We start from the raw sequence: 13648 nt of genomic DNA on the forward strand, positions 1-13648 counted from the left end.
TCAGCCGCGGCCGAACAGCTCCTTGCGCGCCAGGTCGATGTCGCTCTGGTACTTGAGGAGCACCTGGAGCGTGCCGTCCACCGCATCGGCGTCGAGCTCCGCGATGCCGAGCACGCACAGCGTTCGGGACCAGTCGAGGGTCTCGGAGACCGACGGCGCCTTGCGCAGGTCCAGCTGCCGCAGCGTGTGCAGGATCGAGGCGACCTGCTCGACGAGGTGTGGCACCAGGTCGGGCACCCGTGCCCGGATGATCTCGGCTTCCCGCTCGGGTGAGGGGTAACCGAGGAAGAGGAACAAGCATCGGCGCTTGAGCGCGTCGGACAGGTCCCGGCTGTTGTTGGACGTCAGGAACACGGCCGGCGTCTGCGCGCCGCGTACCGTGCCCAGCTCGGGGATCGAGACCTGGAACTCCGCGAGCACCTCGAGCAGCAGCGCCTCGGTGTCGACGTCGAGCCGGTCGACCTCGTCGATGAGCAGCACGACCGGGTCGGGTGCGCGGATCGCCTCGAGCAGCGGCCGTTCGATCAGGTACGGCTCGCCGAAGACGTTCTCCAGCTTGGCTTCGACCGGGTCGCCGGACGCGCCCTGGATGCCGAGCAGCTGTTTGCGGTAGTTCCACTCGTACAGCGCCTTGGCCTCGTCGAGCCCCTCGTAGCATTGGAGCCGGATGAGGCGCCGGCCGGTCATCCGGGCGAAGCTCTTGGCGAGCTCGGTCTTTCCGGTGCCGGCCGGGCCCTCGACGAGCACCGGCTTGCCGAGGCGTTCGGCGAGCAGGACCGTCGCGGCCGTCGTGGTGTCGGCCAGATAACCGACAGAGCGCAGCAGGGACGCGACGTCTTCTCTGCCGCGGAGATCGAAGGAAGCTACCTCGGTCACGGACACACCTCACAGTCGGCGGGTCGGCGGGTACCACCTTCAATTAATCGAAGCATGGGGTTGTCGCGATGTCAATCGAGTGGTCTTGTCGTCTCGACCGACTACAGCCCCCCGGGCGCGGTGATCGTGATCAGCTCGGCCGGCACCCTGCCGGGGTTGCCAACGCTGACGATCAGCTCGCTGCGGCTGGTCAGCGTGTCGCCGGCGCGCAACACCCGGCTGCCGTCGGTCATCTCGACGGAGACCGTCTCGCGCTGGACGTACAGGCAGGCGGTGCCCTTGTAGTACTTGGGGTCGTAGAAGCCGTACGCCTTCGAGCGCGGCGGCAGCACCGATCGCAGGACGTTGAGCTCCCGCTGCCCGCGCGGGGTGAGCAGCTCGAACGAGATCTGCTCGAGCGGCCACGCCATGGTGCGCCGCTCATGGCGGCGGACCACGTACTCGTCGCGGGCCTGCGCGGACATCGTGGAGTCGAGCAGTTCGGCGAGGGAGACCCCGAGAGCCTTGGCGACCCGCAGCAACGTCTGGAACGACGGGTTGCCGATCCCGCGCTCGATCTGACTCAGCAGCCCCGCGCTGACGCCGGATCGTTCGGCCAGCGATTCGAGGCTGAACCGGTCGCCCCGGGCGGCGCGCAGCACCCGGCCCAACCGGGTCATCTCGCTCGCGAAGAGCTGCGGCGAGACGAGCAGCGACTCGTCGTCGCCGGGTCGTCCGGCCGGCGCTTCGGGTGCCTCGGACATCGAAGTCCTCCTTTGGTCGACAGTGGTCGGGTCCACATCATGTACCCCCGGTGGCCCGTCGGGGAGCCCCGTGCGGCGCGGGCCTCACTCTGATCGCAAACTCCCTGAACTTATTGACACTCTGTCTAGTGAGTTCTATGGTCATCAACCAATTGAAGCCTGACAGACTGTCGTCTCAGTAGATACATGCTCGCCCTTCGAGACACTGGAGGAGCTTTGAGCAGGATGGCCCGATCTCACCAACGAAGTGGTCAAACCAATCCAGTAGCCGCGAGGTCCGCGTCCGGGACGGTGGTCCTCGACCACCTGGCCGTCGCGGTCGCCTCCTGGTCGGATGCGACGGACGTGCTCGTGGGCGCGCTGCGGGGCCGGTGGAGGTACGGCATCCGTACCCCCGCGTTCAACCCATGTCAGGTCGGATACGGCAACGACACCCGCATCGAGCTGCTCGCCCCGCCGGAGCGGGGCAGCTCGTTCGTCACCAAATTCCTCGCCGCGGGGACCAACCGTCCACATCACATCACCTTCAAGACCACCGACATCCGGGCCGTCCTGCGGGATGCCGAGAGGTTCGGTGTCGCGCCGGTGCTGGTGTCACTCGAGAACCCGGGGTGGCGGGAAGGCTTCCTGCACCCCCGCGACACCGGCCTCGGCGTGCTCATCCAGGTCGCACAGGGCGACGGCGACCCGACCAAGTCCCTGCCCCCGGATCTCCTCGTCGACTGCCCGCGGGCGGAGTCCGGCGATGAGCCGTCCGCGATCTCCCACATCATCGTCCGAGTCAGCGACACCGAGTGGGCCGCGCGGCTGTTCTGCGAGGTGCTGCACGGTGAGCGCGTGGTCGTCACCGACGACATGGTCCGGCTGCGCTGGCCGTCGGGAGCGGATCTCCTGCTCCTGGGCCCCGATCGCGGCAGCGAACCACCACTTCCGCTGGGCGTGCGGTCCATCGGCTTCGACGCGACCGCACCGCCCGACCTCGCCCTCACCCCCGTCGGCATGGGCTGGTCCAAGACCCAGGTCGTGCCCGCCCTCGGCCTGAGTTTGCTCTTCAACTCCGTTTGAGCCGCACAGGAGACGCGATGGAATTCGAACTGGACGACCAGCAACGGGCATGGCGAGAGCAGGTGCGGTCCTTCCTCGCCGAGAACTTCACGCCGGAGCTGCTCCGGCTGCGCAAGGAACGCGGCTACGAGTCCGACAACGAGCTGCTGCGCGACTTCCGCCGCAAGGTCGGCGAGAAGGGCTGGTTCGGACTCAACTGGCCCAAGGAGTACGGCGGCCTCGGCCTAGGCCCCATCTACCAGCACATTCTCGTCAACGAGTTCGAGTACTGGGGTGCGCCCGGGCCGGACCTGACGGTCACCTCCGTCGCGCCGATGATCATGCGGTACGGCACGGAGCACAACAAGGAGGAGTGGCTGCCGCCCATCGCGCGCGGCGAGATCACCTGTGCCGTCGGCTACTCGGAGCCCAACGCCGGCACCGACCTCGCGAGCCTCAAGACCCGCGCCGAGCTCGACGGCGACGAGTGGGTGATCAACGGCCAGAAGATCTGGAACAGCATGGCCCACATGGCCACCCACGAGTGGCTGTGTGTGCGCACCGACCCAGACGCCCCCAGGCACCGCGGCATCTCGGTCATCATGGTGCCGATCGACACGCCCGGCATCGAGGTGCGTCCGATCATCACCTGGGACGACTTCCGCACCAACGAAGCGTTCTTCACCGATGTGCGGGTTCCCCGGACCAACCTGATCGGTGAGCCCAACCGCGGCTGGCAGTACATCACCGGCGCGCTGGACCTCGAACGCGGCGCGCTCACCAACGCCGGCGACCTGCGCCGCGCGGTCGACGAGGTCATCGAGGCCGCGCGGCTGGTCCTGCCGGACGGTACCCGCCCGATGGACCAGCCCGACGTCCGCCGCCGGATCGCCCAGCTCGAGGCCGACGTCGACGTCGCCGTCCTGATGGGACTCGAGGCCGCGTCCCTGCTCGAGACCGGTCAGATCCCCACCGTCGCCGTCACGGCGGAGAAGATCTTCTCGAGCGAGCTGCGGCAGCGGATCGCGGATCTCGGCACGACGATGCTCGGCATGTCCGGCGTGCTCGACCGTGGCGACCCGCACGCCGTCCCGGGCGGCGGCTTCGAGAAGCTCTACCGCAGCGCACCCCTGCTGCGCTTCGGCGGCGGCGCCAACGAGGTCTTGCGCGACGTCATCGCGCAGCGCGGTCACGGCATGCCCGGTTATGGGCGGTAGCCGCCATGGCGTTCGCGCTCACGCCCGAACGCTCTCCCACGGGCGCTGACCCGGCCAACACCCCTCGGACCGTTCGAAAGGCATGACGCATGCGACTGACACTCACCGAGGAACAGCAGGAACTCTCGACGATGCTCCGGCACCTGTTCGCCGACGCGTGCCGGCCCGCACTGGTGCGGCGCATGAAGGAACCCGACTCCGACGGCATCCCGGCCGAGCTGTGGGGCACGCTCGCCAAGGCGGGCGTCTTCGGGATCGCCGTGGACGGGCGGTACGGCGGCGAGGACGCCGGGCTGTTCGAGCTCGGTCTGGTCTTCGCGGAGGCGGGCCGGGCGCTGTGCCCCACCGCTGTCTACGACACGCTGTTGTTCGCGGTGGCCGTGCAGCGGCTGGCGAGCGAGGAACAGCGCGCCGAACTGCTGCCCCGCGTGGTCGGTGGCGAGCTGCGGGGCACAGCGGCGATCAGCAACCCCTCGGACGCCGGCGACCTGCGGCCGAGGCTGACGGCTGAGCGCACCGGGGGCGGATGGTCGCTGAGCGGGACGCTGATGTTCGTCGGCAACGGCAGCACCGGCGGCACGATCCTCGTCACGGCGCGGACGGCGGCCTTCCCGGAACCGAGCCGCGTCATCGGCGTCCTGCTCGACCCTGCCCGGCCTGGCGTCGAGGCGACCCCGCTGCACACCTTCGCCGGCGACAAGCAGACGCGGCTGGAACTGCGGGACTACCTCGCCACGGATGCCGAGGTGCTCGCCGGCCCGGACGGCGACGGGCTCCGCGGCGACGACCTTGCCTGGGCGTCCAACGCGTTCGTCGCCCTCCAGTGCATGGAGATGGTCGGCGGCGCGACCGCGGTGCTGGAGCGCACCGTCGATTACGTCAAGGTGCGTGAGCAGTTCAACCGGCCGATCGCCAGCTTCCAGGCCGCGCAGCACCACGTCGCCAACATGCGCATCGCGATCGAGGGCGCACGCCTGGCGGCCGCCCAGGCGGTGTGGTGGCTCGGGCGGGGCGACCTCGCCCGGCGGGCGGTGGCCATCGCGAAGATGCACGCCAGCGAGGCGTACAAGTGGACCACCCTCAACGCGCACCAGTTGCACGGCGGCATGGGCTACGTCCGCGAGACGGACCTGCACCTGTGGTCCGAGCGCGCCAAGGTCACCGAGATCAAGGGTGGTACCGCCGACATCGCCGCCGGCTGGCTGCAGCGAGAGCTGGGCCTGGCGAGATGAGCGGACACGATGAACGGCGGCAGGTGTTCACCGGCCTGCGCGTCGTCGACCTGTCCCGGTGGGTCGCGGGCGAGTACGCGACCAAGCTGTTCGCCGACTTCGGCGGCGACGTCATCAAGATCGAGAAGCCGGGCGACGGCAGCCACACCCGCCGCTGGGTGCCGACGCCCGACGACCGGCCCGAACCCGAGGCGAACCCGCTGTTCCTGCACCTGAACACCAACAAGCGGTCGGTCGCCGCCGACCTGCGCAGCGCCGCCGGGCGCGACCTCGTCCTCAGGCTGATCGCCCGGTCCGACGCGGTCGTCGAGTCATTCCGCCCCGGCCACCTCGAGAAGCTCGGCCTGGGCCCGGACGTCCTGCACCGGGTCAACCCCAAGCTCGTGATCACCCGGATCTCGGCGTTCGGGCAGTCCGGTCCGTACCGCGACCGCGAGGCGACCGGCATCGTCCTCCAGGCCGCCGGCGGACCGATGAACGCCACTGGCGACGCACACCGCGCGCCGCAGCGCAAGCCCGGCCTGCTGGAGCAGTACACGATCGGTCGTACGGCCGGCGAGGCGGCGCTGGCCGGTCTCTACCACGCGCGGCGCACGGGCAAGGGTTCCACGATCGACGTGTCGGGGCAGGAGGTGCTCCTGTCCAGCGCCGACCGGCGCGCGTCGTACCTGTTGTCGACGGCGTACTCGGGCATCGACGCCCCGCGCGGCGTCCGCAGCGCGCACCGCGGCTCGGCGACCTTCACCGGGCCGTTCCGGGCGGCCGACGGGTTCGTGATGATCTACATCACCAACCAGGAGTTCTGGAACCGTCTGGTCCGCCTCATCGGCGCCGGCGACGAGGCGTTCCAGCGGCGATTCCTGGACCGCCCCCGCCTCGGGGACGACTGGGACGACTGGGACGACTTCATGGCGTACCTCCACGCCTGGTTCGCCGCGCGGCCGAAGATCGAGATCATGGAGGTCGCGGAGGCCGCGCGCATCCCGTGCACGGCGTTCCTCCAGATGGACGAGCTGTTCGTGCACCAGCACTTCCGGCAGCGCGGCGCCTTCGTGACCGCCGGCCACCCGGTCGCCGGCGATCTGGACTATCTCGGCGCACCGTGGCGGATGCGCGACGGGTTCCAGCTCCGGCACACCGCACCCGCGCTCGGCGCGCACACCGACGAGGTCGCCGCGGAGCTCGGTGCGACCGGCGCCACCAGCCCGCACCAGGACGTGTCAAGGGGGACCCGGCCATGAACGAGAACGGTGCTGACATGAGGTATCCGCTCGAGGGAATCCGGGTCGTCGACCTGACGGTCGTGTGGTCCGGGCCCGGCGCGACCGCGCTGCTCGGAGATCTGGGCGCCGAGGTCATCCGCATCGAGGGCAACAACCGGCTCAGCCGCCAGGCCTCGGCCAAGACGACGCGGGCCATGGTGGAGCACGCCGGCTGGCACCGCAACACCTACCCGGACGGCGACCCCGAGCCGCGGCCGTACGACCGCAGTGCGATCTTCAACTGGCACGCCCGCAACAAGCTGGCCGCCTGCATGAACCTGGAGACGCCGGAGGGTCACGAGGCCGCCCTGAAGCTGATCGCGATCAGCGACGTGCTCGTGGAGAACAACACCAACCGCGTCCTGGAGAAGCTGGGCATCGGGCACGAGTCGCTGCTCGAGCTCAACCCGCGGCTGATCGTCGCGCGGATGCCACCGATGGGCATGGCCGGGCCGATGAGCAACTACCTCGGTTACGGCCCGAACTTCAACTCGCTGGTCGGCATCGCGGCCATGGACGGGTACGAGGGCGAGGACCCCGACAGCGCCGGCGAGAACTACCACATGGACGAAGCCGCGCCGGCCGGGCTCGCGTTCGCCGTGCTGGCCGGGCTCTGGGACCGCGACCGCACCGGCCGCGGCGGGCTGATCGAGTTCGCGCAGGCGGAGAACGTCATGCAGGACATCGGGGAGTACTTCCTCGACTACCAGATGCGCGATCGCAATCCCGCGGTGCTGGGCAACACCGACCCGAGCCTGCTCCAGGACGCGTACCGGACCGCCGAGGACGACCGCTGGGTGGTGATCTCCATTCGCGACGACCGCGACTGGACCGCGCTCGGCGAGGTCGTCGGCGACGCCGACTGGCTGAGCCTGGGCGGCACGCGCGCGCAGCGGCAGGAGAACTCGCGGAAGCTGCGCGACGGGATCGCCGCGTGGTGCGCGGACCGGCCGGTGGACGACATCGTTACGCGGCTGCAGGCGGCGCGGGTGCCGGCGACCGAGGTGATGAGCGAGACACGCCTGCTCGACGATCCGCACCTGGCGGCGCGCGACTGGTTCCAGGAGCGCTCGCACCCCGCCGTCGGCACGTACAAATATCCCGGACACCCGTGGCGGGCGGACGGGTTCGATCTCGCGTTCGGGCGTGCGCTGCCGGCGTTCGGCGAGGACAACGAATACGTCTACAAGGGACTGCTCGGCTACAGCGACGAGCAGTACCAGGACCTCGTCGAGCGCCGGCTCGTGACCCAGGAGCAGCTGGCATGAGCGGCACGGAGCGTAGCGGCGCCTGGTCTGGGTCGATCAGCGCGAAGCCTCATCGAGCCAGACCGGGCGTTGGGGCCGTTCATCATGGGCACAGGTGTAGCTCATGCCGCTGCCGGAGCGAAGCGGAGGTCTCGGCATGAGCACCCCGATGCTGGACGTCCAGCACCTCGAACTGCGCTTCGGCGGCGTGCGGGCCCTCGCCGGGCTCAGCTTCCAGGTCGAGCGCGGCCGGCTGTGCGCCGTCGTCGGGCCGAACGGCGCCGGCAAGAGCAGCCTGTTCAACTGCATCGGCGGCCTCTACCGGCCGCAGGCCGGCCGGATCCTGGTCGACGGCGTCGACGTGCTGAACAAGAGGCCGCACGCCATCGCCCGGCTCGGCGTCGGCCGCACCTTCCAGAACCTGGCGCTGTTCCCGCGCCAGACCGTGCTGGAGAATGTGCTGCTCGGCGGCTACAACCGGCACACCACCGGCCTGGTCGGCTGCGCCACGCATGCGCTCGGCCAGCGGCGCAAGGAACGCCGGCTGCGCGAGGAGGCCTTCGACATCCTCGAGCGGCTCGAGCTCGAGCGCTACGAACACTCGGTGACCGCGAGCCTGCCATTCGGCATCCTCAAGCGGGTCGAGCTGGCCCGGGCACTGATGTCGAGGCCGCGGCTGCTGCTGCTCGACGAGCCGGCGGCCGGGCTCAGCCACGGGCTGGTCGCCGAGTTCGGCCAGTGCATCGTGCAGGTGCGCGAGGCGTTCGACGTGACGATCGTGCTGGTCGAGCACCACATGGGTCTGGTGATGTCGATCTCCGACACCGTCGTCGTGCTCAACCTCGGCACGTTGCTCGCCACCGGTACACCCGACGAAGTCTCACACAACCCCGCGGTCATCGAGGCCTACCTGGGGGTGGCGGCATGACGACCATGTTGGAGGCCATCGGCCTGTCGGCCGGCTACGGCCCGAACCCGGTGCTCGACGGGCTCGACCTGCGCGTCGAGGAGGGCGAGATCGTGGTCGTGCTGGGCGCCAACGGCGCCGGCAAGACGACGACGCTGCGCGCCCTCAGCGGCATGATCGGCGGCAAGGGCAAGGTGATGCTCGCCGGCAACGACATCAGCCGCAGCCGGCCCGACGTGCGCGCCAAACTGGGGCTGGGCCACATTCCCGAGGGCCGCGGCACGTTCCCGTTCCTCTCGGTGGAGGACAACCTGCGCCTGGGCGGGCACGTCGTCAAGGACCGGCACGCGTTCGACGTCTGGTTCGAGCTGTTCCCGATCCTGGCGGAGCGCCGCAAGCAGTCGGCCGGCAGCCTCAGCGGTGGCGAGCAGCAGATGCTCGCCGTCGCCCGGGCGCTGATGGCCCGACCCAAGATGCTGCTGCTGGACGAGCCGTCGATGGGCCTCGCCCCGATGGTCACGGCAGCCCTGTTCGGCCAGATCGAGCACATCAACAAGCAGTTCGGCACCTCGATGCTGATCGTCGAACAGAACGCGAACCTGTCGTTGAAGATCGCGAGTCGTGGCTACGTGCTCGAGTCCGGCAGCGTCGTCCTGTCGGGCAGGGCCGACGAGCTGCTCGACAACGACGGCATCCGCCGCGCCTACCTGGGGAGCTGACGATGGTCCTCTTCATCCAACGTCTCGTCGACGGGCTGCAGAGCGGCGTCCTGTATGGGTCGATCGCACTCGCGCTCGTGCTGGTCTACCGCGCGACCGGCCTGCTCAACTTCGCCACCGGCGAGATCGCCATGCTGTGCACCTTCATCGTCTGGCAGTTGGCCGGCGGCGGGCTCGGCCTGCCCATCGTGGTCGGGATCATCGGCGGGATGCTCTTCGGCTTCGCGTTCGGCGCGGGGCTGGAGCGGTTCGTGATCCGGCCGTTCGAGAAGGCCGACCACCTGCGCCAGTCGATGGTCACGATGGGCCTGTTCCTCGGCATCAACGCGCTGGCCGGCTACCTGTTCACCCTCGACGTGCAGCGCCTGGCCTCACCGTTCCCGGTCGGCAGATGGAACATCGGCGGCGTCATCGTCTCGTACCACAAGGTCGGCTCCATCATCGTCCTCATCCTCGTCGCCATCGCCCTGCGGGTGCTGTTCGCCAAGACGCGGATCGGGCTGGCCATGACCGGCGCGGCGATGAACCCGACGTCGGCGCAGCTGCTCGGTGTCAACCCGTCACGGATGCTGGTGCTCGGCTGGGGACTCTCGGCCGCGCTCGGCGCCCTGGTCGGTGCGATGGTCGCGCCGGACCTGTTCCTGAGCACCAACATGATGCAGACACTGCTGCTCTACGGGATGGCCGCCGCGGTGCTCGGCGGCATGGAGAGCTACGTCGGCGCCCTGGTCGGCGGCGTGCTGATCGGCGTGATCCAGGCGCTGGCCGGCGGCTACGTGTCCTTCATCGGCACGCAGCTCCAGCTCGCGGTCGCCTTCGCGGCGATCCTCATCGTCCTGCTCGTCAAGCCCGAGGGACTGTTCGGAAAGCGACAGGTGGAACGGGTATGAACGCCATCGCCGCATCAGAGTTCGAAGTCGCCTCGCACGCGGCCTCAGGCGCACGGCCCTTGTTGCGCCGCGCGGCCATCCCGGCGGGCTGGCTCGCCCTGCTCATCGTGGCCGCCTACCTGCCATTCGGCGTCTCGATATCCGGCCTGGTCAACCTCCAGCAGGTCATCTACATCGCGATCGCGATCATGAGCCTGAATCTGCTGTCCGGCCTGGCCGGGCAGATCTCGATCGGGCAGAGCGCCTACATCGGCCTCGCCGCCTACGCCACCGCCCTGCTGGTGATGAAGGCGGGCTGGTCGCACTGGGCCGCGCTGCCGGTGGCGGTGCTGCTCTCCTTCGTCCTCGGCGTGCTGACCGGCCTGCCGGCCCTGCGGATCACCGGCATCCGGCTGGCGCTGACCACCCTGTCGATCGCCATCATCTTCCCGACGGTGCCGGTCAAGTTCACCGCGCAGACCGGTGGCACCCCGGGCATGAACGTCAACCCGCTCGCGGCGCCCGAGTCGTGGGGCATCACTGACGTCGCCTTCGGCTACTGGGTGCTGCTGGCGGGCCTCGTGCTCGTCTGGGTGGTCGTGCGCAACGTGATCGACAGCCGCATCGGACGCTCGCTCATCGCGGTCCGCGACCACCAGATCGCGGCGCACACGGTGGGCATCAACGTCGCCGTGACGAAGGTCCTCGTCTTCGGCGCGAGCGCCGCGCTGTGCGGGCTCGTCGGCTGGATGTTCGTCGTCACCAACCAGTTCGTCAGCCCGCACGACTTCTCCGTGCTGCTGGCCATCTACCTGCTGGTGGGCATGGCCATCGGTGGCTCCGGCACCCTGATCGGGCCGATCTTCGGCGCCCTGTTCATCGTGTACGCCCCGCAGGGCATCGGCGAGATCGGGGCCAGCCCGCTGCTGACCCCCCTCATCTATGGCGCCGCCCTGATCCTGATCCTGCTGGTGCTGCCACAGGGCATCGGCGGGCTGTTGGCCAAGGTCGCCCGGCGGATCACCGGCCCGCCGGCGCCGACCCGGGTCCGCACGGCGGCAGCCGCGCCGGACCCTGCCGGAGAGCCGTCATCGCCGCCTGACCGGTAACCACATCATTCGACGCACACCGTGAGGCCCGACGGCGCCGCCGTCGGCCTGGCTTTCCACACCCAATTCCCCTTTGCGTTGTCCTGCGACGGAAGGACCGAGAAGATGACTACGGCAAGAAGATCGCGGTTGGCGTGCGCCGCCGCGTTGCTGGTACTGGTGGCGAGCGGCTGCGGCGACGGCGCCGTATCCCGCGACGCAAACACCGGCGGCGCCGGGGGCTCGGACGCGACCGCATACCTGACCAAGACCTGCAACCGATACCAGCCGACGGTCGGCGTCACGGACACGAGCATCAAGGTCGGCTACAGCGGCGCGCTCGGTGGCCCGTTCGCCACCGTCGGCGTCGCTCTGTGGGGCATGCTCGGCTACTTCGACATGATCAATGCCAAGGGCGGCGTCCGCGGCGCCGACGGCAAGCAGCGCAAGATCGAGGTCGTCTACAAGGACGACCAGTACCAGGTCGCCACGACCAAGGCGAACGTGCAGAAGCTGGTCGACGACGACAAGGTGTTCGCGCTGCTGGGCATCGTCGGGTCGTCGGCCAACCAGGCCATCCGGCCGATCGTCAACCAGGGCTGCGTGCCCAACATGTTCGCCACCGCGGGCGCACCCGAGCTCGGTGACCCCAGCTATCCCTGGGCGATCAACGGTCCGGTGGCGGTCTACCACGGTGAAGGACTGACGTACGCCAACTACCTCAAGCAGCACATGCCGCAGGCGACCGTCGCGTTCATGTCGCAGCACGACGACTACGGTCGCGCGGAGATCGGCTCGTTCAAGGACGGCATCGCCGGCAGCCAGGTCAAGATCGTCAAGGAGGTGACGTTCGAGACCACCGACGCCGACCTGTCGGGCCAGATCACCACCCTCGCCGCGACGAAGGCGGACGTCGTCATCGTCATCGCGCTCGGCGCGCAGATGCTCCAGTCCATCAACACGATCTCGGCCCACCCGGAGTGGAAGCCGCAGGTCCTCACCGCGCCGATCAGCGTCTCCCAGCTCTCCCACCTCAACCCGGGCGCCGGGCACGGCCTGCTGACCGGCACAAGCATCGACGTGGACGACCCGAAGCTGGCCGGCGACCCCAAGGTGGCGCTGTTCCGCAAGTGGGTGGAGCCGGTGTTCCAGAAGAACAACGTGAAGCTGCCGGTGTCCGCCGGCGTCGGCGGCTGGAACGAGGCGGCCCTGTTCGTCCAGACCGTCGAGAAGGCGACGGCGGTGACGCGGGCGGATGTCATGGCGGTCGCCCGGAATTTCAAGCCGGACCGCCACGACATCATCTTCATGGACGGCCTGACCCTCGAAACCGGACCCGACGACCCGTACCTGGTCGAAGGCATGGTGATCAGCAAGTGGGACGCCAACACCAAGACGCTCAGCATCGTCGACACGATCGACCTCAATGGACAGGTCAAGTTCAAGTCCTACCAGTGAAAGCGAGACCGAGCATGACTCAGTCACAAGAGGAGCCCCTGGTCGGCGACGACGCCCGCGCCTTCATCGGCAAGGTGACCAGCGAGGCGGAGGGCATTGTCGTCAAGAAGGAGTTCCAGCGGTGGGCGGCCGCCGTCAAGGACCGCAACCCTCTCTACTTCGACGCCGACTTCGCGCTGGCGCACGGATACCGGGACGTGATCGCGCCGCCGCTCTACGTCCAGTACGTCACGCTCGGCGTGGCCGACCTCGATCAGCTGCGTCCCGACGGCATCCCGGGCGGCACGGGCTCCGGCGACATCCCGCTGCCCCGCTGCCCGCGCCGGATGGCCGGCGGTGACGACATGACCTTCTACGAGCCGATCTACGACGGCGACGTCATCAGGGCGGTGCGCACCGTGACCGACATCCATGAGAAGAAGGGCCGCTCAGGGGCGTTCGTCCTGGTGACCTCGACGACCGTCTACACCCGCCAGGACGGCACGGTCGTCGCCGAGAACAACGCCTCGATGATCGCCCGCCCGTAGCCTCCTCATGCTTGAAAGGCAGCCATGATCCCGCAGATCTACTTCGAAGACGTCAAAGAGGGTGACGAGATTCCCACCCTCACCATCGTGGCGGACCAGACCCAGATGTTCTTCTTCAGCGCGGCCACCTACAACGGTCACCGAATCCACTACGACCAGAGCTGGGCCAAGGGTGTCGAGGGCTACCCCGACATCCTGGTGCACGGCCCGTTGCAGGCCGCGCTGCTCGCCCGCGCGATCACCGACTGGATCGGCGCGGACGGCCGGCTGGTGCGGTACTCGATCCAGAACCGGGCGAGCGCGTTTCCCGGCGAGGAGCTGCGGTTCGTCGGAACGGTGACGGCCAAGCGCGAAGTCGACGGACAGGCGCTGGTCGACCTCGCCATCCGGGGCGAGAAGGGCGACACCGAGATCCTGATGCCGGGCACCGCCACCGTGGCGCTGCCCAGGCGGGCCTGA

The 13648-nt window shown here is 69.1% G+C and carries 14 protein-coding genes; 12 read left to right on the forward strand and 2 right to left on the reverse strand.

Annotated features, from left to right (window positions below; translation table 11 throughout):
- Positions 1–876 (reverse strand): AAA family ATPase, encoded by an 876-nt coding sequence (locus tag ABT297_RS11570; RefSeq protein WP_350547707.1) that lies wholly within the window; start codon positions 874–876, stop codon positions 1–3.
- 101 nt (positions 877–977) lie between these two features.
- Positions 978–1619 (reverse strand): helix-turn-helix domain-containing protein, encoded by a 642-nt coding sequence (locus ABT297_RS11575; protein WP_350547709.1) that lies wholly within the window; start codon positions 1617–1619, stop codon positions 978–980.
- 291 nt (positions 1620–1910) lie between these two features.
- On the opposite strand from ABT297_RS11575, the gene ABT297_RS11580 reads away from it, so the two are divergent.
- The 12 genes from ABT297_RS11580 to ABT297_RS11635 all read left to right on the forward strand — a co-directional run bounded on the left by ABT297_RS11580 (position 1911) and on the right by ABT297_RS11635 (position 13648).
- Positions 1911–2684: a VOC family protein gene (locus ABT297_RS11580; protein WP_350547711.1), complete on the forward strand. Its 774-nt coding sequence runs from the start codon at positions 1911–1913 to the stop codon at positions 2682–2684.
- A gap of 17 nt (positions 2685–2701) precedes the next feature.
- Positions 2702–3880 (forward strand): acyl-CoA dehydrogenase family protein, encoded by a 1179-nt coding sequence (locus ABT297_RS11585; RefSeq protein ID WP_350547713.1) that lies wholly within the window; start codon positions 2702–2704, stop codon positions 3878–3880.
- Between the two features lie 89 nt (positions 3881–3969).
- Entirely contained in the window at positions 3970–5112 is a 1143-nt protein-coding gene (locus tag ABT297_RS11590) for an acyl-CoA dehydrogenase family protein (RefSeq protein ID WP_350547716.1), read from the forward strand.
- The gene (locus ABT297_RS11595; RefSeq protein ID WP_350547718.1) at positions 5109–6353 is read left to right on the forward strand and encodes a CaiB/BaiF CoA transferase family protein; all 1245 of its coding nucleotides are present in this window, start codon (positions 5109–5111) and stop codon (positions 6351–6353) included. The genes ABT297_RS11590 and ABT297_RS11595 overlap by 4 nt, the downstream gene beginning before the upstream one ends.
- Positions 6354–6370: 17 nt before the next feature.
- A complete protein-coding gene (locus ABT297_RS11600) occupies positions 6371–7642 on the forward strand; it encodes a CaiB/BaiF CoA transferase family protein (RefSeq protein ID WP_350547721.1) in 1272 nt (423 codons plus the stop codon).
- A 136-nt stretch (positions 7643–7778) separates the two neighbouring features.
- Positions 7779–8549, forward strand: coding sequence for an ABC transporter ATP-binding protein (locus ABT297_RS11605; RefSeq protein ID WP_350547723.1), 771 nt, complete (start codon positions 7779–7781; stop codon positions 8547–8549).
- On the forward strand, positions 8546–9247 hold the full coding sequence (locus tag ABT297_RS11610; RefSeq protein ID WP_502885554.1) for an ABC transporter ATP-binding protein: 702 nt from the start codon (positions 8546–8548) through the stop codon (positions 9245–9247). The genes ABT297_RS11605 and ABT297_RS11610 overlap by 4 nt, the downstream gene beginning before the upstream one ends.
- Before the next feature lie 2 nt (positions 9248–9249).
- A complete protein-coding gene (locus tag ABT297_RS11615) occupies positions 9250–10137 on the forward strand; it encodes a branched-chain amino acid ABC transporter permease (RefSeq protein WP_350547725.1) in 888 nt (295 codons plus the stop codon).
- Positions 10134–11225: a branched-chain amino acid ABC transporter permease gene (locus ABT297_RS11620; protein ID WP_350547728.1), complete on the forward strand. Its 1092-nt coding sequence runs from the start codon at positions 10134–10136 to the stop codon at positions 11223–11225. Before ABT297_RS11615 ends, ABT297_RS11620 begins: the two co-directional genes overlap by 4 nt.
- A gap of 105 nt (positions 11226–11330) precedes the next feature.
- Complete coding sequence (locus ABT297_RS11625; protein WP_350547730.1) at positions 11331–12662, forward strand: ABC transporter substrate-binding protein; 1332 nt, start codon at positions 11331–11333, stop codon at positions 12660–12662.
- Positions 12663–12676: 14 nt separating this feature from the next.
- Entirely contained in the window at positions 12677–13189 is a 513-nt protein-coding gene (locus tag ABT297_RS11630) for an FAS1-like dehydratase domain-containing protein (RefSeq protein ID WP_350547732.1), read from the forward strand.
- Between the two features lie 24 nt (positions 13190–13213).
- Positions 13214–13648, forward strand: a complete 435-nt coding sequence (locus tag ABT297_RS11635; RefSeq protein WP_350547734.1) for a MaoC family dehydratase — start codon at positions 13214–13216, stop codon at positions 13646–13648.

The organism is Dactylosporangium sp. NPDC000555 (genome assembly GCF_040300025.1).
Taxonomy (GTDB): Bacteria; Actinomycetota; Actinomycetes; order Mycobacteriales; family Micromonosporaceae; genus Dactylosporangium.